Below are 25,449 nucleotides of genomic sequence, written 5' to 3'. Positions count from 1 at the left end.
GTCAACACAGCGGCGATCGCAAGCGGCGCGAAGCGGCGCGCGGCGGGTCGAATCCCGGTGCACCCCGGACTGTGGCCGGATCGTGTCTGTGCCGAGTTCCGCCCCATCCCCGCAAACCGGCTACCGTCCAGTAACATAGCTCGGAACACAAGGAGGACCTACCGATGGATGTGCTGGTCACCGGTGGTGACACCGAATTGGGTCGCACCGTTGCCGAGGGTTTCAGCGAGGCTGGCCACAAGGTGACGCTCGCCGGTTTGCGCGGCCCCGAGCTCGAGGTCGCCGCCAAAGAACTCGACGCCAATGCGGTCGTCTGCGACAACACCGACCCGGCAAGCATGCTGGCTGCCCGCGGGTTGTTTCCGCACCACCTCGACACCATCGTCAACGTCCCGGCACCACGCTGGCAGGGCGGCGACCCGCGCGGCTATTCGCTGGCCGACCAGGCCAGCGCCTGGCGCAGCGCGCTCGACGCCACGGTGCTCTCGGCGGTGCTGACCGTCGGCACCATCGGCGACCACCTGCGCTCGGGCGGCTCGATCATCTCGGTGCTGCCGGAAAACCCCCGCGACGGCGGTGCCGACGCCGCGGTCAAGGCCGCACTGTCGAACTGGACCGCCGGCCAGGCCACCGCGTTCGGCACCCGCGGAATCACCGTCAACGTGGTGGCCGCCGGCGAAGGCGCCCGGCCGGGCTACGACGGACTGACCCGTGTGCCGCCCACCGGGGCCGCTGAAATCGCCCGTCTCGCGGTATTTTTGACCTCGCCGGCTGCCCGGCACATCACCGGCCAGACGCTGCACGTCGGCCACGGGGCGCTGGCCTGCTTTGCCTGACTGTGACGGGAGTGGCTAATCCCACAACCACTGGATGCGGTGACCGCCTTTTAGGTCGACTAGCGTATTGGGTGAACGCAGTCACCGTCGAGGAGCAACCGGATTCCCATGAGCGCCCAGCCTGAAGTCACTGCGCAGCAGAGCCGACGCCACCAGGTCGTCATCATCGGCTCGGGATTCGGTGGTTTGACCGCGGCGAAGAAGCTCAAGCGCGCCGACGTCGACGTCAAGTTGATCGCCCGCACCACTCACCACCTGTTCCAGCCCCTGCTGTACCAGGTTGCGACGGGCATCCTGTCCGAGGGTGAGATCGCGCCGTCCACCCGCGTTGTCCTGCGCAAGCAGCGCAATGCGCAGGTGCTGCTCGGCGATGTCACCCGCATCGACCTGGCCGGCAAGTTCGTCACCTCCGAGGTGCTCGGCCACACCTACGACACCCCGTTCGACAGCCTGATCATCGCGGCCGGCGCGGGGCAGTCCTACTTCGGCAACGACCAGTTCGCCGAGTTCGCGCCGGGCATGAAGACCATCGACGACGCGCTGGAGTTGCGGGGCCGCATCCTGAGCGCCTTCGAACAGGCCGAGCGGTCCCGAGACGAAGCCCGACGGGAGAAGTTGCTGACCTTCACGGTGGTCGGCGCGGGCCCCACCGGCGTCGAAATGGCCGGGCAGATCGCCGAATTGGCCAACTACACACTCAAGGGCGCGTTCCGCAACATCGACTCGACCAAGGCGCGGGTGATCCTGCTCGACGCCGCTCCGGCCGTGCTGCCGCCGATGGGCGAGAAGCTGGGCCGCCGGGCCGCCGAGCGGCTGCAGAAGATGGGTGTGGAGATCCAGCTCGGCGCCATGGTCACCGACGTCGACCGCAACGGACTGACCGTCAAGGATGCCGACGGCAAGCTCCGGCGGATCGAATCCCAGTGCAAGGTGTGGTCCGCCGGTGTGTCGGCCAGCCCGCTGGGCCGCGATCTCGCCGAGCAGTCTGACGTCGAGCTCGACCGCGCCGGGCGGGTCAAGGTGTTGCCGGACCTGTCCGTGCCGGGGCACCCGAACGTCTTCGTCGTCGGCGACATGGCGGCCGTCGACGGTGTCCCAGGGATGGCGCAGGGCGCCATTCAGGGCGCCAAGCACGCCGCCAGCACCATCAAGGCTGAGCTGGGCGGCGCCGACCCGGCCGACCGGGAGCCCTTCCAGTACCTGGACAAGGGCTCGATGGCCACCGTGTCCCGGTTCTCCGCGGTCACCAAGATCGGGCCGCTGGAGTTCAGCGGTTTCCTGGCCTGGCTGGCCTGGCTGGGGCTGCACCTGATCTACCTGGTCGGGTTCAAGAACAAGATCAGCACGCTGCTGTCGTGGAACGTGACCTTCCTGAGCACCCGGCGCGGCCAGCTCACCATCACCGAGCAGCAGGCTTTCGCCAGAACACGCCTGGAGCAGCTCGAAGTGCTGGCGGCCGAGGCGCAACGCGGGGCCGAGCGCGCGGTCAGCTAGCGTCGCCGGGCGCCGTTGACCCAGCGGCGCCTGCCCCGTATTGACCGTCTACTCCGACAGGTTCTGCAACCGCACCTGGCCGCGGGCGAGCACCCGCTCGTCGGCATCGGTGATCGTCACCAACCACAACTGCTGGCGCCGGCCGCGATGAATCGGGGTGGACGCGGCATAGACGGTTCCGGACGAGACCGCCCGCAGGAAGTCGGTGTTGTTGTTGACCCCGACGACCGTGCCGACCGCGTCGCCGCCGTCGCGGTTGAGCCAGGTGTGCGCCGACACGCTGGCCACGCTTTCGATGATCGAGCAGTACACGCCGCCGTGCACGATTCCCGCCGGCTGGCAGAGTTTGGGCTGAAGCTCCAGCGTGGCGTGCGCTCCGTCCGGGCCGACGTCGGTATAGACCAGGCCGATCTCGGAGTCGAAGGGCGAGGAGAAGTCGGACGGAAACCCGGTGGCTGCCATGTGATGGTTCTACACGATGCCCGCGCGGACGATCCGCTCCCGTCACACCGGGGTCGCAGCAGACGCTCAGCTTCTGATACGACGCCCGGTAGTAATTAAGGGTAGGCTTGCTCCGTTGCCCGGGGAGTTGATAACAAACATGGCGAAGCAGACCCATTTAGGGGACTTGGAACGCGCGGTGATGGACCACCTGTGGTCATCGCCAGAATCTCAGACGGTGCGCGAGGTCCACGAGGCGCTGTCAGCGCAGCGCGACCTGGCATACACGACCGTGATGACGGTCCTGCAGCGACTGGCCAAGAAAAACCTGGTGTCGCAGATTCGCGATGACCGTGCACACCGCTACACACCGGTCCGGGGCCGCGACGAATTGGTCGCCGGGCTGATGGTGGAGGCACTCGACCAGGCCGCCGACTCGGGCGACCGCCGCGCTGCGCTGGTGCACTTCGTCGAACGCGTCGGAGTCGACGAGGCCGACGCGCTGCGGCGTGCACTGGACGAACTGGAGGCCAAACACCGCATTCGCCTCCCAGGTAGCGGCCGACCTGCGTCCTGAGGGAGACTTACAGCGTGTCCGCGCTGGCCTTTTCCATCGTCGCGCTGCTGCTCGTAGGGCCGGTACCCGCCCTGCTCGCGCGCGCTGACTGGCCGCTTCGCGCTCCGCGGGCCGCGCTGGTGCTCTGGCAGGCCATCGCCATTGCCGCGGTGCTGTCCGCGTTCAGCGCCGGGCTCGCCACCGCGAGCCGCCTGCTGATGCCCGGCCCGGACGGGCGGCCCACCTCGACGATCGTCGGCTCGCTGGACCGCTTGGGTTGGCCGCTGTGGACCTTCTACGTCGCGGTCTTCGTGTTGACCCTCATGGTCGGGATGCGCCTCACGTGGACGGTATTGCGGGTCGCGATCCGCACCCGGCAGCGCCGGGCCCACCACCGCATGCTCGTCGACCTGGTCAGTGTCACCGACCGCCCGCCCGCCGTGCGCACCAGTGGGCTGCGCATTCTGCAGGTGATGCAGCCGCTGGCCTACTGCTTGCCGGGGGTGCGGAGCCGGGTGGTGGTCAGTTCCGGCACGCTGGACGCGCTCGGTGACACCGAGTTGGCCGCGCTGCTGTGTCATGAGCGGGCCCATCTGCGTGCGCGGCACGACCTGGTACTCGAAGCGTTCTCGGCCGTGCACACCGCGTTCCCCTGGTTCGTGCGGAGCGCCAGCGCCCTGGACGCCGTGCGGCTGTTGATCGAACTGCTCGCCGACGACGCGGCCGTGCGAGTGGCCGGTGCTCCACCCCTGGCCCGCGCCCTGGTCACCTGTGCCTCAACCAAAGTGCCCGCCGGTGCGCTGGCAGCCGGCGGCACCAACACGGTGCTGCGCGTGCAACGGTTGTCGGGACAGGGCAACAGCCCGGCGCTGGCCGCTGCCGCCTATTCGGCCGCAGCAGGGGTGCTGACGGTGCCCACGGTGGCGCTGGCGGTACCGTGGCTCACCGAGTTGCACCGACTGATCGCGGGGTAACCTGCGCCGTCCGGCGTGCCGGGCATCGAATCACCTACCACCGAGAGGCGAATACATGAGCGCGTCGGACGTTGTTGGCACCGCCCAGATCGGCGTGACCGGACTGGCAGTCATGGGATCCAACATCGCGCGCAACTTCGCCAGCCATGGCTACACCGTGGCGCTGCACAACCGGTCGGTCGCCAAAACCGACGCACTGCTCGACGCCTACGGCTCCGAAGGCAACTTCGTGCGCAGCGAGACGATTCCCGAATTCCTTGCCGCCCTTGAGAAGCCGCGCCGAGTGCTGATCATGGTCAAGGCCGGTGACCCGACCGACGCCGTCATCAACGAACTCGCCGACGCGATGGAACCCGGTGACATCATCATCGACGGCGGCAACGCGCTCTACACCGACACCATCCGCCGGGAGAAGGCGATGGCCGCCCGTGGCCTGCACTTCGTCGGGGCCGGGATCTCCGGCGGCGAGGAAGGCGCCCTCAACGGGCCCTCGATCATGCCGGGCGGCCCCAAGAAGTCCTACGAGTCGCTGGGGCCACTACTCGAGGAGATCTCCGCCCACGTCGACGGGGTGCCGTGCTGCACCCACATCGGTCCGGACGGCGCGGGGCACTTCGTGAAGATGGTGCACAACGGCATCGAGTACTCCGACATGCAGCTGATCGGTGAGGCCTACCAGCTGCTGCGCGACGGGCTGGGCCTGACCGCACCGCAGATCGCCGAAGTGTTCACCGAGTGGAACGCCGGCGAGCTGGACAGCTACCTGGTCGAGATCACCGCTGAGGTGCTGCGACAGGTCGATGCCAAGACCGGCCAGCCGCTGGTCGACGTCATCGTCGACGAAGCCGAGCAGAAGGGCACCGGCCGCTGGACCGTCAAGTCCGCTCTGGACCTGGGGGTTCCGGTTACCGGCATCGCCGAGGCGGTCTTCGCCCGGGCGCTGTCGGGCTCGGTCCCGCAGCGTCGCGCCGCGGTAGGCCTGGCCGCCGGAAACCTCGGCGAACGCCCCGCGGACACGGCACAGTTCACCGAGGACGTTCGCCAGGCGCTGTATGCCTCCAAGATCGTCGCGTATGCGCAGGGCTTCAACCAGATTCAGGCCGGCAGCGCCGAGTACGGCTGGAATGTCACCCCGGGTGACCTGGCGACCATCTGGCGGGGCGGCTGCATCATTCGCGCGAAGTTCCTCAACCGCATCAAAGAGGCCTTCGACACCGACGCCGACCTGGTGAGCCTGCTGGCCGCACCGTATTTCCGCAGCGCGGTCGAAGCTGCCATCGACTCCTGGCGCCGGGTGGTGACCACGGCCGTGAGCCTGGGTATCCCGGCCCCTGGTTTCTCCTCGGCCCTGGCCTACTACGACGGCCTGCGGACCGAGCGGCTGCCGGCTGCGCTGACCCAGGCCCAGCGCGACTATTTCGGCGCGCACAGCTACGGGCGGACGGACTCGGACGGCAAGTTCCACACGCTGTGGAGCGCCGACCGCAGCGAAGTTCCGGTCTAGCGGCCTAAACCAACAGCCCCAGCACGCCGTCGGTGAACGCCTGCGGGTCCTCGATCTGCGGATAGTGGCCCAGCCCGGGCAGTTCCACGACATCGGCGGCCGGGCGCAACTGCCGCAGGCCCTCGAGCACATTGGTGGTGGCGACCGGATCACCCAGGCCCCACACGAAGCCCAGCGGCTTGGGCCAGTCGCGCACTGCACCGTGCCAACGGTGCGCATACCGCACCCGTTCGTCGAGATAGGCCGAGAGCAGGTGCGCGATCCGGTTTCCGCCGTTGTGGGTCAGCAGGGCCCACTGCGCGGCGGCCTCATCGGAGGTCAGCGGGTGCTGGGGGCTGAACAGTCGACCGAAGCCGCGAACAAAGCTGCGCCGATTCGTCAGCCGGGCGGCGACAGCGCCGAACGGGCCACGCAGCACCTTCTGGATCGGCCGCAGACTGGCCCGCTCCAAGATCACGCTGCCATTGGTCAGCACCGCACGTTGCAGGTCGAAGGTCAGAGCGCCTTCGAGATCGCGGGCCAACAGTTCAGTGGCCACCGAGGTGCCCATGTCGTGGGCGGCCAACACCACCGGACCCGATGCGCTCGATGCCACCACCTGCTCCACCAGGTCGGCCTGTTCGAACAGGCTGTAGCGATGTGAGCGCGGCTTGTCCGACAATCCGAACCCGAGGAAGTCCATCGTCAGCCAGGACCGGCCGGCCAAGCGGTCCACGACCGATCGGAAATCGTAGGAGCAGGACGGAAAGCCGTGCAGCAGTAAGACAGTCGGCCCGTCCCCCGCACTTGATCGCACAAACAGCCGGCCCGCGTCGGTCGACACCCACCGGCCACCGTCTTGCCAGTCGCTCACACTGCTTCGCCACGCCGCATTCGTCATCGCGGTCATTGTGCGCTGCACCTCAGATCAGCGCCAGCAGATCGGCAAACGCCGAGCCTGCCGCGTCGGCCGACCCGAGATTCGACAATGCGTCGGAGATGTCGTTGAGCACCGCCTCGGGGAATCCGAGGAACGTCGTGCTGATGTCGTGCAGTCCGGTCTGCAGCACGTCACCGATGGTGGTCGCGTCGCCGCCCAGCAGCGCCTGATACAAGTTCCACGCAGCAACCTGCGGTGTGGTGATCAGGTCACGCACGTCCATGATCAGCTTCGTCAGCAGTCCCGGGTCTTCAGGGACTGCAATCCCGTTCCAGCTGACCAGCGTCCAGCCGTCGGTGGGGTTGCCCTCGATCTGCACAATGCCGGTGTTGGGCAACAGCGGCGATCCATCGTCGGTGGCGAACATCGTCTGCAACGTCAGCGGCAACAACAGCGAGATATCGGGGTTCTTGACGTTGAGCGCCACCCAGGCGGCGATGTCGGCTTCGTTGTTGAAGGCCACCGCGGTGATATCGCCGTTGTCGCTGACGACCGGGTTGGCCATCGCAGCGCTGTACATCGCGTTGACGGCGCCCGTGAAGTTCTGATTCATGACCACCCCGTTGGGGTCCTCGACCGATCCCGGGATGGGCGCCAGCACCAGTCCGAACAACGTCCACAGCATGGGCGTGAACTGGTACAGGAACCCGGCCAGGCTGGCGATCGGCTGGCCGGCGTAGATGCCGCTGTCGATCTCGTTGAGCCCGGGCAGAATCTGTGTCGTCCTGTGTTCAAGGGCGGCGAACGGCGCTGCGGTGTCCATGTCTCTGATGGCCTGTCCGGAGAAGATCCCCGCGACCTGGTCGCCGAGCTGGTCGTAGAGCTTGTCGGCCACGTCCTGCGCCTGCTGCACGCCGAGATCGCTGAGCGGCGGACCCGGGTGGTCCGGCGAAGGAGTGATGACATCGTTGAACGGCGGCATCCGTTGTCCGTGCCGAACGATGTCGATCACGATGTCTTGAGTCTCGCCGGCGGCCAGCGCAATGCCGGAAACCGCGCCGCCGGGTTGCGCCGGCGGGACGACGGCGATGACACCGGCTCCGAGGAGGGCGACGCCGGCGGCAACCGGACAGATCGAAGATATCTGCATGGCGGCCACCTCCTAACCGAGATTTCCGATGGCATCGATGATGTCGGTGAATACCGAACCCGGGAACTGGACCAGTGCCGAGCCGACGTCGTCGAAGCCGGTCTGCACCGCGGTCATGATCGTGGCCGGATCACCGCCGAGGACGGCTTCCCAGATGTGCCAGAGCGCCGCTTGCGCCGGCAGCATCACGTCGCGCACGTCGACGAACAGCGCGCTCAGCAGATCCGGATTCTCCGCGATGGCGTGCCCGTCCCAGCTGACCAGCGTCCAGCCGTCGGTGGGGTTGCCCTCGACTTCGACGATGGCGGTGTTGGGCAGGAAAATGGTCGTCTGGCCGTTCGGGACACTGTTTGCCTCTTTGATGAGGTCCAGGAAGAACGGCAGGTCGGGGTTGTCGACGTTCTGCATCACCCACGTGAAGATCGACGCTGTGCTGGTGAACGCGACATCAGTGACCTGACCGTTGTCGCTGATGACGTCGCTGTTGGCCAGGGCGTGGTCATACATTGTTTGAACACCGTCGTCGAATCTTTCACCCATGACGATCCCGTTCGCGTCGTGCGAGCCCGGGCCTGGCAGTAGTGCCAACCCCAGCGGCGCTCCCAACGTCCAGCCGGCCACGGTCAGAAAGGCCAGGCGGCCGCCGAGGCTTTCAATGGGATCGAGCGCGTAGGTTCCGCTGTCAACCTCGTCGAGTTGGGGCAATAACTGCGGGGTCATGCCCACCAGATCAGCGAACGGCGCGGCGGTTTCCGTCACCCGGAGACCCTGCCCGGCGAAGAGGCCGGCGACCTGGCCAAGCTCGTTGAAGAGCTGGTGCCCGACGTCGGACGCCTGTTGCTGTCCGAGTTCGCTGAGCGGCGCCCCGGGATGATCCGGGGAGGGGGTGAGCATGTTTTCGTACGGCGAGATCATTTCTGCGTGCCGCACGAAGTCGATGACGATGTCTTGGGCGTCACCGCTTGTGAGCTGGATGGCGAATGCGGCCGCGGTCGACGGGGCCGGCGGCGCGGGAACCGGAGCGACGGCGATGCCGCCGAGCAGGGCGGCGCCGGCGGTGAGGGACACAACGTGGCTTGCCTGCATTATGGGCACCTCTTTTAGGCGATATTGGCGGTTGGCATTTACGATTCCTAGGCTGGATTTCAGGAACATGACCGCTATTTAGCGGTACGCGAGCTACTGCTAAATAGGACTCCGATGATCACGCGATCCGCACCGCTGGATTGCGTTAGCTCAGCCGACCACGACCACGTTCAGAGCTGCGCGAGATCGTGCATCTCGCTCACCGTTCCCGCCGTGGGATGGGGACGCTGTGGCACCGGAATCGGCAAGGCGCACCGGAGCGCCGATGCTGGCCGGATCTGCTCGTCAGCAGAAGCCAGGTTTGCCCGATATTCCTTGTGCTGTAACCCAAATAAGACGCAGGGGCGTGAATCCCTGTAGACGATCTCGAGCCCGAACAGACGGCTATGATCCCCGGTTGCGCCACTGCCGGTGCAGCTTGCGTTGCAGATAGCCCTCGACGCGACATTCCCGTCTTTCCGCGGCGGCATCGAACGCCTGCGGAGGACAAACTCGGGGGACGATCGAGAGGACACAAGAAGCTGCACCGGGGGCCGTTATTGCCGGCTCCCACCGAGAGCAGCTAACTATCATCAAGGCCCCCTGAACGTTGTCATGATGTTAACCGACGATCCTGCTGTGAGGAAGATCAATTTTTCGTTCGGTAACTCAACGACCCCGGCAAGTGGTATCCCCCGTCGCGCGGGCGGTACCGTGGCTGACCGGGCCGAAATGGCGTTGTCCGGCGGATGCCGGAGTCCGGCTCACGACGTGTGGAGGCGAATAGATGGGCTCTTCGGAACCCGACAGACCGGTGGTGGCCGCCCGATGAGATTCGTCAGCGGATATGACCCCACCCACGACCTGACCTACAACGACGTCTTCATCGTCCCCAACCGCTCGGCCGTCGACTCACGGCTGGACGTCGACCTGTCCACCCGGGACGGGTCGGGCACCACCATCCCCGTGGTGGTTGCCAACATGACCGCGGTGGCCGGCCGACGGATGGCCGAGACGGTGGCGCGCCGCGGCGGGATCGTGGTGCTGCCCCAGGATCTGCCGATCGACGCCGCGAGCCACACCGTGGCCTTCGTGAAGAGTCGCGACCTGGTCGCCGACACCCCGGTCGTGCTCTCCCCCGACGACTCGGTCTCCGACGCGATGGCCTTGATCACCAAACGTGCGCACGGGGTCGCGGTGGTGGCGGTCGACGGCCGGCCCACCGGCTTGGTCACCAGGGCGTGCTGCGAGGGCGTGGATCGCTTCACCCGGGTCCGTGATGTCGCGCTTGCCGAGCTGATCAGCGCGCCGGTGGGCACCGATGCGCGCGGCGTGTTCGAACTTTTGGAGCACGCGCCCGTCGACGTCGCGGTGCTGACCAATCCCGACGGCACCCTGGCCGGCGTGTTGACCCGCACCGGCGCGATTCGGGCGGGGATCTACACCCCGGCGACCGACGGATCCGGGCGCTTACGAGTCGCAGCCGCCGTCGGCATCACCGGCGACGTCACGTCTCGGGCGGCAGCCCTGCTGTCGGCCGGCGTGGACCTGCTGGTCATCGACACCGCCCACGGGCATCAGGAGAAGGCCGTGCAGGCCATCCGCGCGGTCGCGGCACTGAAGCCGGGCGTGCCCCTGGTGGCCGGCAACGTGGTGTCGGCCGAGGGCACCCGGGACCTGATCGCCGCGGGCGCCGACATCGTCAAAGTCGGTGTCGGGCCCGGCGCCATGTGCACGACCCGGATGATGACCGGCGTGGGCCGCCCCCAGTTCTCCGCAGTCGTCGAATGTGCGGCCGCGGCCCGCGAGCTCGGCGCACACGTGTGGGCCGACGGCGGGGTGCGCCATCCCCGCGACGTCGCGCTGGCGGTGGCCGCCGGAGCGTCGAACGTGATGATCGGCTCCTGGTTCGCCGGGACGTATGAGTCTCCCGGGGATCTGATGTTCGACCGCGACGGCAGGCCGTACAAGGAAAGCTACGGAATGGCGTCCAAACGCGCGGTGGCCGCGCGCACCGCCGCTGACAGTGCGTTCGACCGCGCCCGCAAGGCATTGTTCGAGGAAGGCATCTCGACGTCGCGGATGGCGGTGGACCCCGAACGCGGCGGCGTCGAAGATCTGCTGGACCACATCACCTCGGGCCTGCGCAGCACCTGCACCTACGTCGGGGCGGCCGACCTGGCCGAGTTACATGACCGGGTGGTGCTGGGAGTGCAGTCAGCTGCGGGATTCGCCGAGGGTCATCCGCTACCGTTCGGCTGGTGACACCCATGGGCGCGAGCTGGCGTAACGGCTCCGGGACAACTCGCCGGATGTCGCCATGACCGTCGCGGTCACGGTGGCCAGTCTGCTGGCGTTCGCGATCCTGACCCTGGGCACCGCGGTGTTCGTGGCCGCCGAGTTCTCCCTGACCACCCTGGAACGCAGCGTCGTGGAGGCCAACGCCCATCGCGGCGGCCGTCGGGACGCCTACATCAAAGACGCCCACCGCACGCTGTCATTTCAGCTTTCCGGCGCCCAGCTGGGCATCTCGATAACCACCCTGGCCACCGGCTATCTGGCCGAACCGGTGCTGGCCCGCTGGCTACGGCTGCCGCTGGCGGCCGTGGGCCTGTCCGAGCGGGCGACCGGCGGGGTTGCGCTGGTCCTCGCGCTGGTGATCGCCACGTCGTTGTCCATGGTGTTCGGCGAGTTGGTGCCCAAGAACCTGGCGGTGGCGCGACCGCTGCCGACCGCCCGCGCCGTGGCGGGGCCGCAGCTGCTGTTCTCCCGGCTGTTCGCGATCGCGATCCGGCTGACCAACGGGACGGCGAACCGCATCCTGCGCCGAGTCGGGATCGAGCCGGCCGACCGGCCGGCCTCTGCCCGCTCAGCGCGCGAGCTGGCGTCGCTGGTGCGCAATTCGGCGCGCAGCGGTGCCCTCGACCCCACCACCGCTGCTTTGGTGGAGGCGTCACTGCGATTCGGCGCCCTGACCGCCGCCGAGCTGATGACGCCGCGATCCAAGATCGTGAGCCTGCAGGCCGGCGACACCGTCGCCGATCTGGCCGCGGTCGCCATCGACACCGGTTTCTCCAAGTTTCCCGTGGTCGACGGCGATCTGGACGCCACCGTCGGCATCGTGCACGTCAAGCAGGTTTTCGCGGTCGCCGTCGCCGATCGCGCAGCCACCCCGGTGACGGCCGTGGCCCAACCGGTCGCGGTGGTGCCCTCGACCCTCGACGGCGACGCCGTGATGGATCAGATCCGGGCAAACGGTCAGCAGGTGGCCATGGTCGTCGACGAATACGGCGGCACCGCCGGCATGGTCACCTTCGAGGACCTCATCGAGGAGATCGTCGGTGATGTCCGCGACGAACACGACGACGCCACCCCCGACGTGGTGGCCTCCGCCGGCGGTTGGCAGGTGTCGGGCCTGCTGCGCATCGACGAGGTGGCCGCCGCCACCGGCTACCGCGCACCGGAGGGCTCCTACGAGACCATCGGCGGCCTGGTATTGCAGGAACTCGGCCACATCCCGGAGGCCGGCGAGACGGTCGAGTTGACCGCGTTCGAGCCCGACGAGCTCTCTGCCCACCCGCCCCGCTGGCTGGCCCGGGTGGTCCGGATGGACGGTCGGCGCATCGACCTGCTGGAACTCACCCATCTGGGGGCAGGCGATGGCTGATCTGTTCAACGTCGCGTTCACCGTGCTGCTGATCGCGGCGAACGCCTTCTTCGTCGCCGCCGAGTTCGCCCTGATATCGGCGCGACGCGACCGGCTCGAGGCGCTGGCAGAACAGGGCAGGCAAAGCGCGGTCACGGTGATCCGGGCCGGTGAGCAACTGTCCCGGATGCTGGCCGGGGCACAGTTGGGTGTCACGGTGTGCTCGATCCTGCTCGGCCGCATCGGTGAGCCGACTGTCGCCGACCTGCTCGAGCCCGCGTTTCGGCTGGCGGGAATACCCGACGCGCTGCTGCACACGGTGGCGTTCGTCGTTGCCTTGACGATCGTGGTGGCGCTGCATCTGCTGTTCGGCGAGATGGTGCCCAAGAACATCGCCCTGGCAGGCCCGGAGACCGCGGCGATGCTGCTGATCCCGCCCTACCTGGTCTACATGACCGCGGCCCGGCCGTTCATCGTCTTCTACAACTGGTGTGCCAACGTCACCCTGCGCGCCATGCGGGTAGAGCCCAAGGATGAGCTGGAGATCACGGTGTCCACCGTCGAGTTGAGCGAGATGATCGCCGAGTCGGTCTCGGCGGGTCTGCTCGACCTCGAGGAGTACACCCGATTGACCCGCGCCCTGCAGATCCGCACCCGGGTGGTCGCCGATGTCGCGCTGCCGATCGGTGACATGCGCGCCGTACCGGTGGCAGCCACCGGGCGCGGCCCGACGGTGTCGGCGATCGAAAAGGCCTTCGCCCAGACCGGCTACTCCCGGTTCCCGGTCGTCGACCAGGGCGAATTCGTCGGCTACCTGCACATCAAAGATGTGCTGTTGCTCGGCGAGACCTCGACCGGGTCGGGGGACGCGGTCGTCGACGTCGCCGTTGTGCGCCCGCTGCCGCGCATCCCCGCCTCGCTGCCGCTGGCCGATGCGTTGTCGCGGCTGCGTCGCCATAACAGCCATCTGGCGCTGGCGGTCGCCGACGACGGGACGGCGGTGGCGATGGTGACCCTCGAAGACATGGTCGAGGACGTCGTCGGCACCGTCCGCGACGGGACGCACCGTGTTTGACCTGGCGGAACGAGTTCTGCAAGCCCGGCAGTGGCAAGCCCGGGCCGAGGACTACCGGCAGCGCCTGGAGAACTTTCTGGCCCCGCTGCTGCGCCGGATCGCGGCAGGCGACCCGGTGCCGAAATTCCTGTTCAGCTACTACAGCCTGCGGCCGGCGCAGTTGCGCAACTGGAATCCCGGCTTCGGTGTGGCACTGGCCGGGCCGCAGGCGGTGCGCGACTACCGCGCACGGCGCGGCTACGCGGTGCGCGACGGCCGGGTCGGCGTGCACGCGGATTATCTGCGTGAGCGAGTCGACACCGTGGCGTTCATCGCACGACTGTTGCGCGCCACCGGCGAACGGCCGGCCCAGCTGAACTGCTTCGGCCTGCACGAGTGGGCAATGGTGTATCGCGGCGACACGGTGCGCCACGGTCATGTTCCCCTGCGGCTGAGTGCGGCCGAGACCGACGAGGTGGTTGAGTCAATTCCGCTGCGCTGCACGCACTTCGACGCGGTCCGCTTCTTCACCCCGGCAGCGGCGCCGCGCAACGCCGCGACGCCGAGCCGGGCCACCCAAATCGCTTGGGAGCAACCGGGTTGCCTGCACGCCAACATGGACATCTACAAGTGGTGCTACAAGCTGGGGCCGCTGATCGACTCCGAACTGCTGCTGTCCTGCCTGGAGCTGGCTGCGTCGGCGCGCGAGATCGACATGCGCGCCAGCCCCTATGACCTGAGCCACTACGGTTATGCGCCGATCACCATCGAAAACGCGGCCGGCCGTGCCGAATACGTGCGCTGCCAAAGCGAGATCGCACACCGCGCCGCACCGCTGCGGACCGCACTGTTGGATCGGTGCGACCTACTGACAGAAATCGCAGGATGCGAATAGCCTCGCGACCTGCCGGTAAGGTGGTAGGTCGGCTATGAGGGAGGAAATCATGACGGACCGGGTGTCGGTGGGCGACCTGCAGGTCGCACGCGTGCTGTATGACTTCATCACCGACGAGGCCCTGCCGGGCACCGGCGTCGACCCGGACAGCTTCTGGGCCGGCGTGGACAAAGTCGTCACCGATCTGACGCCTAAGAACCAGGAATTGCTGGCGCGTCGCGACGAGCTGCAGGCGCAGATCGACAAGTGGCACCGGCACCGGGTCATCGAGCCGCTGGACACCGAGGCGTACCGGGCCTTCCTCACCGAGATCGGCTACCTGCTTCCCGAACCCGAGGACTTCACCGTCACCACGGCCGGTGTCGACGACGAGATCGCGGTGCAGGCCGGCCCACAACTGGTGGTCCCGGTGCTCAACGCCCGGTTCGCGCTCAATGCCGCCAACGCCCGCTGGGGCTCCCTGTACGACGCTCTCTACGGCACCGACGTGATCAGCGAAGACGACGGCGCCGAGAAGGGAACGGGATACAACCCGGTGCGCGGCGACAAGGTGATCGCCTATGCCCGCCGGTTCCTCGACGACTCCGTGCCGCTGGCCAACGGCGCCTGGACCGAGGTCAAGAGTTTCGCGGTGAACGACGGCGCGCTGGTGGTCACCCTGGGCGACGGGCTGGAGACGGCGGTGGCCGCACCGGCGGAATTCGTCGGCTACACCGGTGAGGCCGCCTCGCCGTCGTCGGTGCTGCTGTGCCACCACGGGCTGCACATCGAAATTCTGATCGACCCGGCATCGCCGATCGGGTCCACCGACTCCGCCGGCATCAAAGACGTGGTGCTCGAATCGGCGGTCACCACGATCATGGACTTCGAGGACTCGGTGGCCGCGGTGGATGCCGAGGACAAGGTGCTCGGCTACCGCAACTGGCTGGGGCTGAACCGCGGCGACCTGTCTGAGCAGGTCAGCAAGGGCGACAAGAGCTTCACCCGCACCCTGGCCGCCGACCGGGAGTTCACCGCCCCGGACGGGGGCACCCTGACCCTGCCGGGCCGTAGCCTGATGTTCGTCCGCAACGTGGGTCACCTGATGACCAACGACGCCATCACCACCAGCGCGGGCGCGGAGGTGTTCGAGGGCATCCAGGACGCGCTGTTCACCGGGCTGATCGCATCGCACGGCCTGACGGCCTCTGACGACAACGGTCCGCTGGTCAACAGCCGCACCGGGTCGATCTACATCGTCAAGCCGAAGATGCACGGCCCGGACGAGGTCGCCTTCACCGCCGAGCTGTTCAGCCGGGTCGAAGACGTCCTGGGTCTGCCGCAGACCACCCTCAAGATCGGCATCATGGACGAGGAGCGGCGCACCACGGTCAACCTGCGGGCGTGCATCAAGGCCGCCGCCGACCGGGTGGTGTTCATCAACACCGGCTTCCTGGACCGCACCGGCGACGAGATCCACACCTCGATGGAGGCCGGGCCCATGGTCCGCAAGGCGAGCATGAAGTCGCAGCCGTGGATCCTGGCCTACGAAGACAACAACGTGGACGCCGGCTTGGCCACCGGCTTGACCGGCCACGCCCAGATCGGCAAGGGCATGTGGGCGATGACCGACCTGATGGCCGACATGGTCACCCAGAAGATCGGCCACCCGCGCTCGGGCGCGAGCACGGCGTGGGTGCCGTCCCCGACCGCCGCCACCCTGCACGCGATGCACTACCACCAGGTGGACGTGTTCGAGGTGCAGAAGGAACTGACCGGAAAGCGGCGCGCCACAATCGATCAGCTGCTGACCATCCCGCTGTCGGAGGGTCTGGCCTGGGCGCCCGACGAGATCCGCGAAGAGGTCGACAACAACTGCCAGTCGATCCTGGGCTACGTGGTGCGCTGGATCGACCAGGGCGTGGGTTGCTCGAAGGTCCCCGACATCCACGACGTGGCGCTGATGGAAGACCGTGCCACGCTTCGGATTTCGTCACAGCTGCTGGCGAACTGGTTGCGGCACGGGGTGATCACCGCCGACGACGTGCAGTCCAGCCTGGAGCGGATGGCCCCGGCGGTGGACCGTCAGAACGCCGGCGACGCGAGCTACCGGCCGATGGCGCCCGATTTCGAGTCCAGCATCGCGTTCGCGGCCGCACGCGAGCTGATCCTGTCGGGGACCACCCAGCCCAACGGCTACACGGAGCCGATCCTGCACCGGCGTCGCCGGGAGTTCAAAGCCCAGGCCGGTATCTGAGCCAGCGCAGACCCGAGGACATCACCGTGGCCGGACGACTGACCAGGCGGAGAGGACGCACCCACCGTGGGTAGGCACAGTTTCCCCGGCCCGGACGATTCCGACGACGAGCCGGTGGGCGGCAACGAGCCCGACGACAGCCCCTTCTCCGACGGCCCCGATCTGTTCGGCTTCGGCGACCCCGACGACGACGACTACGTCGACGACTACCACGACGCGTTCTATGGCGAGTCGTTCTCCGACGGTGGCGACCCCGGATACCGCGAGCCGAACTATGGCGCGGGCTACGACCGCGCCCGATCCGAGGCCGGATTCGACGATGCCGACCCGGCGCAGTACATGCGTCGCGGCGGTGAGCCTGATGAGGAATCGCGGTACCGCACGGGTCCTTTCGGCGCCATCGGCGGCGTGATCGACGAGTCGCACCCGGGCGGGGCACCCGAGCCAGAAGATCCGCGCGGCGGTCACCGCAATCTCGAGCGGTGGCGCCGCCATCGCAACGACTCGGGGCCGCGCGGCGTCAGCGTCGGCGTGATCGCCGCGCTGGTGTCGGTGATCGTCATCGTGGGGGTGGTGATCGGGTGGCGCTTCTTCGGCAACTCGCTGTCGCATCGTTCCGCCGTCGCCGCCGGCAACTGCCCGGCAGGTGATCTGACGGTGGCCGTCGTCGCGGACCCGTCGATCGCCGACTACGTACAGAGCTTCGCCGACAGGTTCAACAAGACCGCCAAGCCGATCGGCGACCGCTGCGTGTCGGTACGGGTCAAGCCGGCCGATTCCGATGCCTTGGTCAGTGGTTTCATCGGTGACTGGCCCGCGCAACTGGGGCAGCGCCCGGCGCTGTGGATTCCGGGCAGTTCGGTGTCCACCGCCCGGCTGCAGGCCTCCGCCGGGGCCGAGACGGTCAGTGACAGTCGTTCGCTGGTCACCTCGCCGGTGTTGTTGGCGATCCGCCCCGAACTCAAAAGCGCGCTCCAGAAGCAGAGCTGGGCGAGTCTGCCCGACCTGCAGTCCGACCCCGACGGACTGGGTCCGCTCGGGCTGCCCGGCTGGGGGCCGCTGCGGCTGGCGCTGCCGATCGGCGGCAACGGCGACGCCGCCTTCCTGGCCGGCGAGGCAGTGGCTGCCGGCGTCGCTCCCAACGGCGCACCCATCATCGATGGGGTCGGTGGAGTGCACCGGCTCGCGGGCGCACAACCCAAGCTCGTCGACGCTTCGCTCGCTGAGGCGATGAACGTGCTTCTGCGCCAGGGAGATCTGGCTGCTGCTCCGGTGCATGCGGTGGTGACCACCGAGCAGCAATTGTTCACCCGCGGCCAGTCGCTGTCGGATCCGGCGACCGAGCTGGCATCCTGGCGGCCGCCGGGCCCGGTGCCGGTCGCCGACTACCCCACCGTGTTGCTCGCCGGCTCCTGGCTGTCGCAAGAACAGGTCAGTGCCGCCAGCGAATTCGCGCGCTTCGCGCGCAAGCCCGACCAGCTTGCCGAGCTGGCCAAAGCCGGGTTCCGCGTCGAGGGTGTCGAACCGCCCAGCAGTGAGGTCACCGGCTTCCCGGCGGTGTCGGACACCCTGTCGGCCGGCGACGACGCGACGCGCGCCGCCCTCGCCAACGCCCTGACCACCTTGCCGGGCAGTGCGGCCGTCACGGTGATGCTCGACCAGTCGATGACCACCGACGAAGGCGGCAAGAGCCGGCTGGCCCATGTGATCGCTGCGCTCGTTCAACGGATCAAAGTCCTGTCCCCGAATTCGTCTGTGGGCCTATGGACCTTCGATGGCACCGAGGGGCGCGATGTGGTGACCGGCGGGCCGTTGGACGAAGCACTCAACGGCGGGACTCGCGCGGACGCCTTGGTCAGGGAGCTCGACGAACTGAGCTCGACGCCAGGGGGCGCGGTGTCTTTCACCACGCTGCGCCTGGTATACAACCAGGCCTTGGCCAACTACCGCCCCGGGCAAGCCAATTCGGTGCTCGTCATCACCGCGGGGCCGCACACCGACCGGACTTTGGATGGCCCCGGGCTCCAAGACTTCATCCGGACCACTAGTGACCCGCAGCGACCGGTAGCCGTCAACGTCATCGACTTCGGCGCGGATGCCGACCAGGCGACCTGGCAGTCGGTGGCCCGACTGTCCGGCGGTACCTACCAGAATCTGCGCGGCGCCAACTCCCCCGAGCTGGCCGGCGCGCTCAACGCCTTGCTGAGCTGACTCAGCCTCGGCTAGCCCCGCTGCGCTACCCGCTCAGCGCGTCCAGGATCTGCTGCGGCATGCTGACGAACAGTTCGGTGAACGTCCCGCCGAAGGCGCCGACACTGGCGCCGGCCAAGTTCACCTGCCCTTGGACGAAGCCCTCGAGTAGGTCGGCGAGATAGGGGTTCACCCAGTCCCCGACGAGGTCGCCGACGTTGAGTGACAGATCATCGAGTCCCAGAAAGCCGACCAGGTCGCCCACGTCAAAGCCGTTCAACAGCCAGGTCAGGTCCAACCCGAGTGGGCCATCGGTCAGTACGCCGCCGAGTGCACCCCCCAGCCCATTGAGCACGTCGCGCAGCGTCAGGTCGCCGATGGAATCGGTGAAGCCGAGATCTTGCAGGATGCCGCCGATGGTCAGGTTGCCTGCGGACAGCAATGCGCTGCCCACACTCCCCAACACCGAAGCGAGGGGGCCGTCGATGCGCAGGTCTCCCAGCAGGTCGCCGAGCGTGAAGGTGTTCAGCAGCGACTCCAGGCTGTCGACTCCCAACAGGCCGCTGAAAAAGTCGGTCAGCAGCGGCCCTACCAGCGGAATGGGGTCGAAGAGGTCAGCCGCAGTCGCGTTGAGCCAGCTCAGGAGTTCGGCGAGAAGGCCGACGTCGGACAGTAGGCTGCCGAGGTGTTCGCCGGCCAGGTCGCCGTCGCCAAGCCCGACCAGTACCTGGCCCAGGCCCAGGGGAATCCAGGCGTCGATCCCGAATGCGCTTAGCACGTCGACCAGCCTGAAGTTGCCGAGCGCGAGATCCAGGTCGAGATCGCGGAAGAAGTCACTGCCGGGGCCCAGTTCGCCCAACAGGGCGGTGAGGCTGTAGCGGCTCAGCCCCAAGTCGCCCAGGCCCACGAAGTCGAGCAGATCGCCCAGGGTGCTGACGTCGGTGGCCAGCTTCAGCAGATCCCCCAGGCCTTCATCGCTGAACCCCAGACCGCTGAGCAGCCCACCCAAGGTCAGGGTGCCGAGACGGATCTGGTCGATCACGCCGTCAAGGTTCAGCTCGCTCAGATCCGGAGTGCCCAGGCCCAGCATCTGCAGCAACTGGGACAGGTTGAGGCCGATCTCCAAGTTCTGTTCGGGCGCCAGCACCCCGCTGAACAGCGGAATGCTGACGATGCCGTCCAGCAACGAAAGGTTGTGCTGGCCGTTGAGGTAGGCGTCGAGCAGCGTGGCCGGGGCGTTGAACAGCGCGGTGAATGCGGTGCTGGGGTCACCCAGCTCGTCGACCACGCCGAAGAGCGCGTCCAGCGTCGCCACGTGCGATGTCAGTCCGGCGATCAGCAATTCCAGTCCCGGCGACAGCTGCACCGAGAGCGTCGCCGGCAGCGATGCGGTGTCGGTGTCCACCGCCAGCGTGAAGTTGCTGGCCGCTTCGATCACCCCGACCGGATTGGCGAACATCGCGGTGACCAGCTGCGAGATCGCCGACCAGTCCGCGTGCGTACTGATCCGATCGATGTTGGCCGTGGTGTTGGAGAACAGGTCACCGTAGGAGGTGTTCAGCGCGACTCCGGCTGAAACCGCGGCGGCCGGCGGCGGTACCGCGACCGGAGCGACCGTGACGATCCCCGCACTGACGAGCGCGACGCCGGTGCTGACGCAGGAGCGAGAAAGTGGCTCCCGCACGAGTCCTCCTAGATCGGAACCTCAACCATGATTTGGATAAGGGCGATCCTAGACTCTTTTTTGTTCTCGCTGAGACTTTGCTGGCTATTTCCCGAAGGCCGGCGCCTCAGCTGTAGGCCTCCACCGGCGGACACGAGCAGACCAGGTTACGGTCGCCGAAGGCCCCGTCGATCCGGCGCACCGGGGGCCACACCTTCGGCCGGAACCCGCGGCCCAGCGGGTAGGCGGCCTGTTCCCGGGTGTAGGGGTGCTCCCACTTATCGACCATCAGGCACTCCGCGGTGTGCGGCGCCCCGCGCAGCGGGTTGTCCTCCACCGTCCATTCGCCGGTTCCGACCCGGTCGATCTCGCCGCGAATGGCGATCATCGCCTCGCAGAACGCGTCGACCTCGGCGAGGCTCTCACTCTCGGTGGGCTCCACCATCAGGGTCCCGGCCACCGGGAAGCTCATGGTCGAAGCGTGGAAACCGTAGTCGGCCAAACGCTTTGCGACGTCGTCGACGGTCACGCCGGTGCTCTTGGTGATCGCTCGCAGGTCCAGGATGCACTCGTGGGCGACCATGCCGTTCTCGCCGGTGTAAAGCACCGGGTAGTGCTCGTCCAACCGTCGGGCGATGTAGTTGGCCGACGCGATCGCCGTCAACGACGCCGCACGCAGACCCTCGGCACCCATCATCCGGATGTAGGCCCAGGTGATCGGCAGGATCGACGCGGACCCGTACGGCGCCGCCGACACCGGATGCCCGGCGGGCAACTCGGCGGCCAGCGGGTGGCCGGGCAGGAACTCGGCCAGGTGCGCGCGCACCGCCACCGGCCCGACGCCCGGGCCGCCGCCGCCGTGCGGGATGCAGAAGGTCTTGTGCAGGTTCAGGTGGCTGACGTCGCCCCCGAACCGTCCGGGCCGAGCCAGCCCGACCAACGCATTGAGGTTGGCGCCGTCCACGTAGACCTGGCCACCGGCGTCGTGCACGGCGGCGCAGATCTCGGCGATGTCGTGCTCGTAGACGCCGTGCGTGGAGGGATAGGTGATCATCAGCGTCGACAGCGCCGCAGCGTGCTGATCGACCTTGGCGCGAAGATCGTCGAGGTCGACGTCGCCGTTGTCGCGGCAGGCGACCACCACCACGCGCATTCCGGCCAGCGCCGCCGACGCGGCGTTGGTGCCGTGGGCGCTGGACGGGATCAGGCAGATGTCGCGATGCGACTCGCCGCGGCTGGCGTGATAGGCGTGGATCGCCAGCAGACCCGCGTACTCCCCCTGCGAGCCGGCATTGGGTTGCAGTGAAACCGCGTCATATCCGGTGATGCCCGCCAGCCAGGTTTCCAGCTGCGCGATCAGCGTCCGCAGACCGACGGCGTCGCCGGCCGGAGCGAACGGATGCTGGCGCGCGAATTCCGGCCAGGTGATCGACTCCATCTCGGCGGCCGCGTTGAGCTTCATCGTGCACGAGCCGAGCGGAATCATGCTGCGGTCCAAGGCGATGTCCTTGTCCGACAGCGAGCGCAGGTAACGCATCATCGCGGTTTCGGTCCGATAGCGAGTGAATGCCGGGTGGGTCAGGAACTCCGACGTGCGGGTGGCGATGGGCGCGCCGGCCGGCTCGACCGCGGCCAGTCCGAAGGCGTCCAGTACCGCGGCCACCTGTGCGTCGGTGGTCGTTTCGTCGCAGGCCACCGAGACGTGATCGGCGTCGACGCGCCACAGGTTGATCCCGCCGGCCTTGGCCGCTGCGATCACCTCGTCGGCGCGGCCGGGCACCCGGGCCAGCACCGTGTCGAAATAGCGGTCGTGCACCAGCGCCTCACCGAGTGCGGCACCGATCTTCTCGGCCTGGGCGTGCACTCGCCGGGCGATCGCGGTCAGACCGTCGGCGCCGTGGTAGCTGGCATACATCGCGGCCATCACCGCCAGCAGCACCTGCGCGGTACAGATGTTCGACGTGGCCTTGTCCCGGCGGATGTGCTGTTCGCGCGTTTGCAGCGCCAGCCGGAACGCCGCCGAGCCATCGGCGTCCAGGGACACCCCGACCAGCCGGCCGGGCAGCTGGCGGGCGTGACCGGAATGCACGGCGAGGTAGCCGGCGTGCGGGCCGCCGAAGCCCATCGGCACCCCGAACCGCTGGGCGGTGCCGAATGCCACGTCCGCGCCGATCTCGCCGGGCGGGGTCAGCAGCGTGCAGGCCAGCAGGTCCGCTCCCACCGCCACCAGCGCACCGCGCTCGTGGGCGGCCGCGATCAGCCCCGACCAATCGGTGATCCGGCCCGAGGCACCCGGCAACTGCACGATCACCCCGAAGAAGTCACCGTCGGGCAGTCCCGCACGCAGGTCGGCGGTGACGATCTCGATGCGCAGCGGCTCGGCCCGAGTCGCCAGCACGGCCGCGGTCTGGGTGAACACGTCGGAGTCGACCAGCAGCCGATGCGAGGTGCCTCGGGTGGCGCGGTGCATCAACGTCATCGCCTCGGCGGCCGCGGTGCCCTCGTCGAGCATCGAGGCGTTGGCGATCTCGCACCCGGTCAGCTCGGCGACCATGGTCTGGAAGTTCAGCAGGGCCTCCAGCCGGCCCTGGCTGATCTCCGGCTGGTACGGCGTGTAGGCGGTGTACCACGCCGGATTCTGCATGATGTTGCGCAGCAGCACCTGGGGGGTGAGCGTGTCGTAGTAGCCCTGGCCGATCATCGACACGGCGACCGTGCTGGCATCGGCCAGTTCGCGCAGTTCGGCCAGGGCCTGGGCCTCGGTGGCCGGGGCCGGCAGGACGTCCAGCCCGGGCGCGATGCCGTCGGCGCTCAGCGCGTCGAGGATGCCGGCGGGGACCGCCTTGGCGGCGAGCTCCTCCAGCGACGCGACACCGATGACGGCGAGCATCGCGTCGATCGCGGCGCTGTCGGGGCCGATGTGCCGGTCAACAAAGCGGGATTCGGTGTACTCGGACACGGGAACTCCTGGGCGCTAGACGACTGCGAGACGAATTCGTGTCCTCCCCCTCTGTCGTCTGCCCGGCCCGGGCGCCTGAGAGATTCGGCGCCGAGATTCCTGCGGCGCCTTTCCCCATGGGCGGGTGTAACCCGAACGGGCGTCACCGCTTTCCAGAGGCATCAATGCCGGCGCGGTCCGGGTGCCTGAGAGGTTGACGGAGAGGTATTGCTCCTTCGGCGTCCGCGGCTGGCTGCCACGGAACTCTCCCGCGCGGGGCTGATGCGGTGCCAATACTACCCGCCGGGCCCGGCCCGGCAGGATCCGCTGGGCACCGGGCCGCCGTCGTGGTATACCTAAGACCAGATTTGTAACATTCATACCAGTGGGTGGTGGAGATGGACGGGCTACGCCAGCGCATCGTCAACGAATTCGAGAACATCACCGGCCGCCATGACGACCCTGGCGTCTACGGTGGCCCGCCGGGCGACGTGGGCTTGATCGGTCCGAGCAGTGTGTCCTGGGAGGTGAACGCGGACGTTGCCGCGGTCGCGCAGGCCGGATTGCCGGCGATCGTGCTGGAGATCCTTCATCCGTCGGTGATCGCCGGCGTGCAGGATCTTTCGACCTACCGCCAGGATCCCTTCCGGCGCGCCCGCACCACCCTCGGTTACGTGTTGACCACGACCTTCGGCAACACCGAGGCCGCGACGCAGCTGATCGACCGGGTGAAGTCCATCCATTCCCACGTGACCGGCAACCGGCCCGACGGCGTGGCGTACCGCGCCCTGGACCCCGAACTGCTCGCGTGGGTGCACACCTGCATCCCGTGGATGATCATGCGCACCTTCGAACGCACGAATCGGCCGTTGACCCCGCACGAACGCGACCGATACCTGACCGAGCAGGCCACCATCGGCCGGATGGCGGGGGCCGAATGGGTGCCGTCGAACATGGCTGAGCTCGACGACTACGTGCGCCGGATGCGCCCGCACCTGGGGGTCAACGCGCAGACCCGCGAGTTCATCGACTTCCTGCTCACCGCACCCTTCTACCCCGACCTGCCCGACCCCCTCGACCGCGCGCTACACCGGTTCGCGGTGTACGCCGGCATGAGTTACGCACCGAGCTGGGCCCGAGAACTCACCGGATTCGACCGCCCGCCCATGCTGGTCAGGCGACTGATCGGCCCGGCGCTGCAGTTCGACGCCCGACGGCTCCGGTGGGCCTACGGCCTTCCCGCCTACGCCAAGCTGGCGCGAGAACGCGCCAACGGCGCCAGTGTGACCACCGCAGGAGCACCATGATCGACCGGCAGTTCATCACCGTCATCGGCGAAACGGTCGCCGGATCACCCGCCGACCATGCCACCGATCCGACCGCGCAACGCATTCTTGACGCCGCCGTTCACGAAGCGGCGACGGTGGGCCTGCGGCGGGTCACCATCGAAGAGGTGGTGCGGCGTGCGGGCGTGTCGCGGATGACCGCCTACCGCCGCTTTCCCCGTCGCGAAGATCTGATCCAGGCCCTGATCCGCCGCGAGACCCAGCGTTTCCTGGCGACGGTGGCCGACGCCATCGACAACACGCCCGACCCCCACCACGGCGTGGCCGAGGCCTTCGTCGCCGCCATCACCTTCGCCCGCGAACATCCGATGCTGAGCCGCGCCGCGCAGTTCGAGCCGCTACCGGCCGCCGATTCCCGGGACCTGCTGGCGATGGGATCAGCGTTTATCGCCAACTACCTGCACGGCGACGCGCCCGGCAGTCCGGGCCAGCCGGTGCGCTGGGTCGCCGACGTGTTCGCCCGGCTGTTCTTGACCTATATCTCGCTGCCATCCGCCGATCCGGACTTCCGCGATGATGCGGCGCTGCGACACTTCGCTCAAGAGGTCCTGACGCCGATGGCCGAACGCGCTGTCGAATAAAAGCTGTCGAATAAAAGCAAT

The 25,449-nt window shown here is 67.9% G+C and carries 19 protein-coding genes and 1 riboswitch; of the genes, 13 read left to right on the top strand and 6 right to left on the bottom strand.

Going from position 1 to position 25,449, the window contains the following annotated elements; translation table 11 throughout:
• Positions 1-164: 164 nt before the first annotated feature.
• Together N416_RS0114275 and N416_RS0114270 are read left to right on the top strand one after the other, a co-directional pair.
• Positions 165-836, top strand: a complete 672-nt coding sequence (locus N416_RS0114275) for an SDR family oxidoreductase (RefSeq protein WP_024442786.1) — start codon at positions 165-167, stop codon at positions 834-836.
• Positions 837-944: 108 nt separating this feature from the next.
• Positions 945-2,330 carry an NAD(P)/FAD-dependent oxidoreductase gene (locus N416_RS0114270; RefSeq protein ID WP_024442785.1) on the top strand — a complete coding sequence of 462 codons (1,386 nt, stop codon included), beginning with the start codon at positions 945-947 and terminating at the stop codon, positions 2,328-2,330.
• A gap of 48 nt (positions 2,331-2,378) precedes the next feature.
• Here N416_RS0114270 and N416_RS0114265 read toward each other — a convergent pair whose 3' ends face one another.
• Positions 2,379-2,792: a PaaI family thioesterase gene (locus N416_RS0114265; RefSeq protein WP_024442784.1), complete on the bottom strand. Its 414-nt coding sequence runs from the start codon at positions 2,790-2,792 to the stop codon at positions 2,379-2,381.
• Positions 2,793-2,931: 139 nt separating this feature from the next.
• Between N416_RS0114265 and N416_RS0114260 the strand changes: the two genes are divergently transcribed.
• The 3 genes from N416_RS0114260 to gndA are packed head-to-tail and all read left to right on the top strand — an operon-like array spanning position 2,932 to position 5,805.
• Positions 2,932-3,348: a BlaI/MecI/CopY family transcriptional regulator gene (locus N416_RS0114260; protein WP_024442783.1), complete on the top strand. Its 417-nt coding sequence runs from the start codon at positions 2,932-2,934 to the stop codon at positions 3,346-3,348.
• Positions 3,349-3,362: 14 nt separating this feature from the next.
• Positions 3,363-4,301, top strand: coding sequence for a M56 family metallopeptidase (locus tag N416_RS0114255; protein ID WP_024442782.1), 939 nt, complete (start codon positions 3,363-3,365; stop codon positions 4,299-4,301).
• A gap of 55 nt (positions 4,302-4,356) precedes the next feature.
• Positions 4,357-5,805, top strand: coding sequence for an NADP-dependent phosphogluconate dehydrogenase (gene gndA, locus N416_RS0114250; RefSeq protein WP_024442781.1), 1,449 nt, complete (start codon positions 4,357-4,359; stop codon positions 5,803-5,805).
• A 4-nt stretch (positions 5,806-5,809) separates the two neighbouring features.
• Here the strand turns inward: gndA and N416_RS0114245 are convergent, their stop codons facing one another.
• Genes N416_RS0114245 through N416_RS0114235 form a run of 3 tightly spaced genes read right to left on the bottom strand, consistent with a single transcriptional unit; the run spans position 5,810 to position 8,969 of the window.
• Positions 5,810-6,694, bottom strand: coding sequence for an alpha/beta fold hydrolase (locus N416_RS0114245; protein ID WP_369797604.1), 885 nt, complete (start codon positions 6,692-6,694; stop codon positions 5,810-5,812).
• 13 nt (positions 6,695-6,707) lie between these two features.
• Positions 6,708-7,814, bottom strand: coding sequence for a histidine phosphatase family protein (locus N416_RS0114240; protein ID WP_024442779.1), 1,107 nt, complete (start codon positions 7,812-7,814; stop codon positions 6,708-6,710).
• A 12-nt stretch (positions 7,815-7,826) separates the two neighbouring features.
• Positions 7,827-8,969 carry a histidine phosphatase family protein gene (locus N416_RS0114235; protein ID WP_231384273.1) on the bottom strand — a complete coding sequence of 381 codons (1,143 nt, stop codon included), beginning with the start codon at positions 8,967-8,969 and terminating at the stop codon, positions 7,827-7,829.
• A gap of 738 nt (positions 8,970-9,707) precedes the next feature.
• Here N416_RS0114235 and N416_RS0114230 point away from each other — a divergent pair.
• The 6 genes from N416_RS0114230 (at position 9,708) to N416_RS0114205 (ending at position 18,921) form a co-directional block, all read left to right on the top strand.
• Positions 9,708-11,144 carry a GuaB1 family IMP dehydrogenase-related protein gene (locus N416_RS0114230; RefSeq protein ID WP_024442777.1) on the top strand — a complete coding sequence of 479 codons (1,437 nt, stop codon included), beginning with the start codon at positions 9,708-9,710 and terminating at the stop codon, positions 11,142-11,144.
• A 55-nt stretch (positions 11,145-11,199) separates the two neighbouring features.
• The gene (locus N416_RS0114225) at positions 11,200-12,546 is read left to right on the top strand and encodes a hemolysin family protein (RefSeq protein ID WP_024442776.1); all 1,347 of its coding nucleotides are present in this window, start codon (positions 11,200-11,202) and stop codon (positions 12,544-12,546) included.
• Positions 12,539-13,600, top strand: a complete 1,062-nt coding sequence (locus tag N416_RS0114220; protein WP_024442775.1) for a hemolysin family protein — start codon at positions 12,539-12,541, stop codon at positions 13,598-13,600. The genes N416_RS0114225 and N416_RS0114220 overlap by 8 nt, the downstream gene beginning before the upstream one ends.
• Complete coding sequence (locus N416_RS0114215; RefSeq protein WP_024442774.1) at positions 13,593-14,474, top strand: hypothetical protein; 882 nt, start codon at positions 13,593-13,595, stop codon at positions 14,472-14,474. The genes N416_RS0114220 and N416_RS0114215 overlap by 8 nt, the downstream gene beginning before the upstream one ends.
• Before the next feature lie 49 nt (positions 14,475-14,523).
• Entirely contained in the window at positions 14,524-16,710 is a 2,187-nt protein-coding gene (locus N416_RS0114210) for a malate synthase G (protein WP_024442773.1), read from the top strand.
• A 66-nt stretch (positions 16,711-16,776) separates the two neighbouring features.
• The gene (locus tag N416_RS0114205) at positions 16,777-18,921 is read left to right on the top strand and encodes a substrate-binding domain-containing protein (protein ID WP_024442772.1); all 2,145 of its coding nucleotides are present in this window, start codon (positions 16,777-16,779) and stop codon (positions 18,919-18,921) included.
• Between the two features lie 25 nt (positions 18,922-18,946).
• On the opposite strand, the gene N416_RS0114200 is transcribed toward N416_RS0114205, so the two are convergent.
• Positions 18,947-20,584, bottom strand: a complete 1,638-nt coding sequence (locus N416_RS0114200) for a hypothetical protein (RefSeq protein ID WP_024442771.1) — start codon at positions 20,582-20,584, stop codon at positions 18,947-18,949.
• A gap of 106 nt (positions 20,585-20,690) precedes the next feature.
• Positions 20,691-23,522, bottom strand: a complete 2,832-nt coding sequence (gene gcvP, locus N416_RS0114195; RefSeq protein ID WP_024442770.1) for an aminomethyl-transferring glycine dehydrogenase — start codon at positions 23,520-23,522, stop codon at positions 20,691-20,693.
• A gap of 163 nt (positions 23,523-23,685) precedes the next feature.
• Positions 23,686-23,783, bottom strand: a riboswitch (glycine riboswitch).
• Positions 23,784-23,899: 116 nt separating this feature from the next.
• On the opposite strand from gcvP, the gene N416_RS0114190 reads away from it, so the two are divergent.
• Together N416_RS0114190 and N416_RS0114185 are read left to right on the top strand one after the other, a co-directional pair.
• The gene (locus N416_RS0114190) at positions 23,900-24,808 is read left to right on the top strand and encodes an oxygenase MpaB family protein (protein ID WP_036458093.1); all 909 of its coding nucleotides are present in this window, start codon (positions 23,900-23,902) and stop codon (positions 24,806-24,808) included.
• Positions 24,805-25,428: a TetR/AcrR family transcriptional regulator gene (locus N416_RS0114185; protein WP_024442768.1), complete on the top strand. Its 624-nt coding sequence runs from the start codon at positions 24,805-24,807 to the stop codon at positions 25,426-25,428. The genes N416_RS0114190 and N416_RS0114185 overlap by 4 nt, the downstream gene beginning before the upstream one ends.
• Positions 25,429-25,449 lie beyond the last annotated feature (21 nt).

It is taken from the genome of Mycobacterium sp. UM_WGJ, assembly GCF_000455125.1.
Taxonomy (GTDB): Bacteria; Actinomycetota; Actinomycetes; order Mycobacteriales; family Mycobacteriaceae; genus Mycobacterium.
This window is presented reverse-complemented; position numbering and strand designations above follow the sequence as displayed.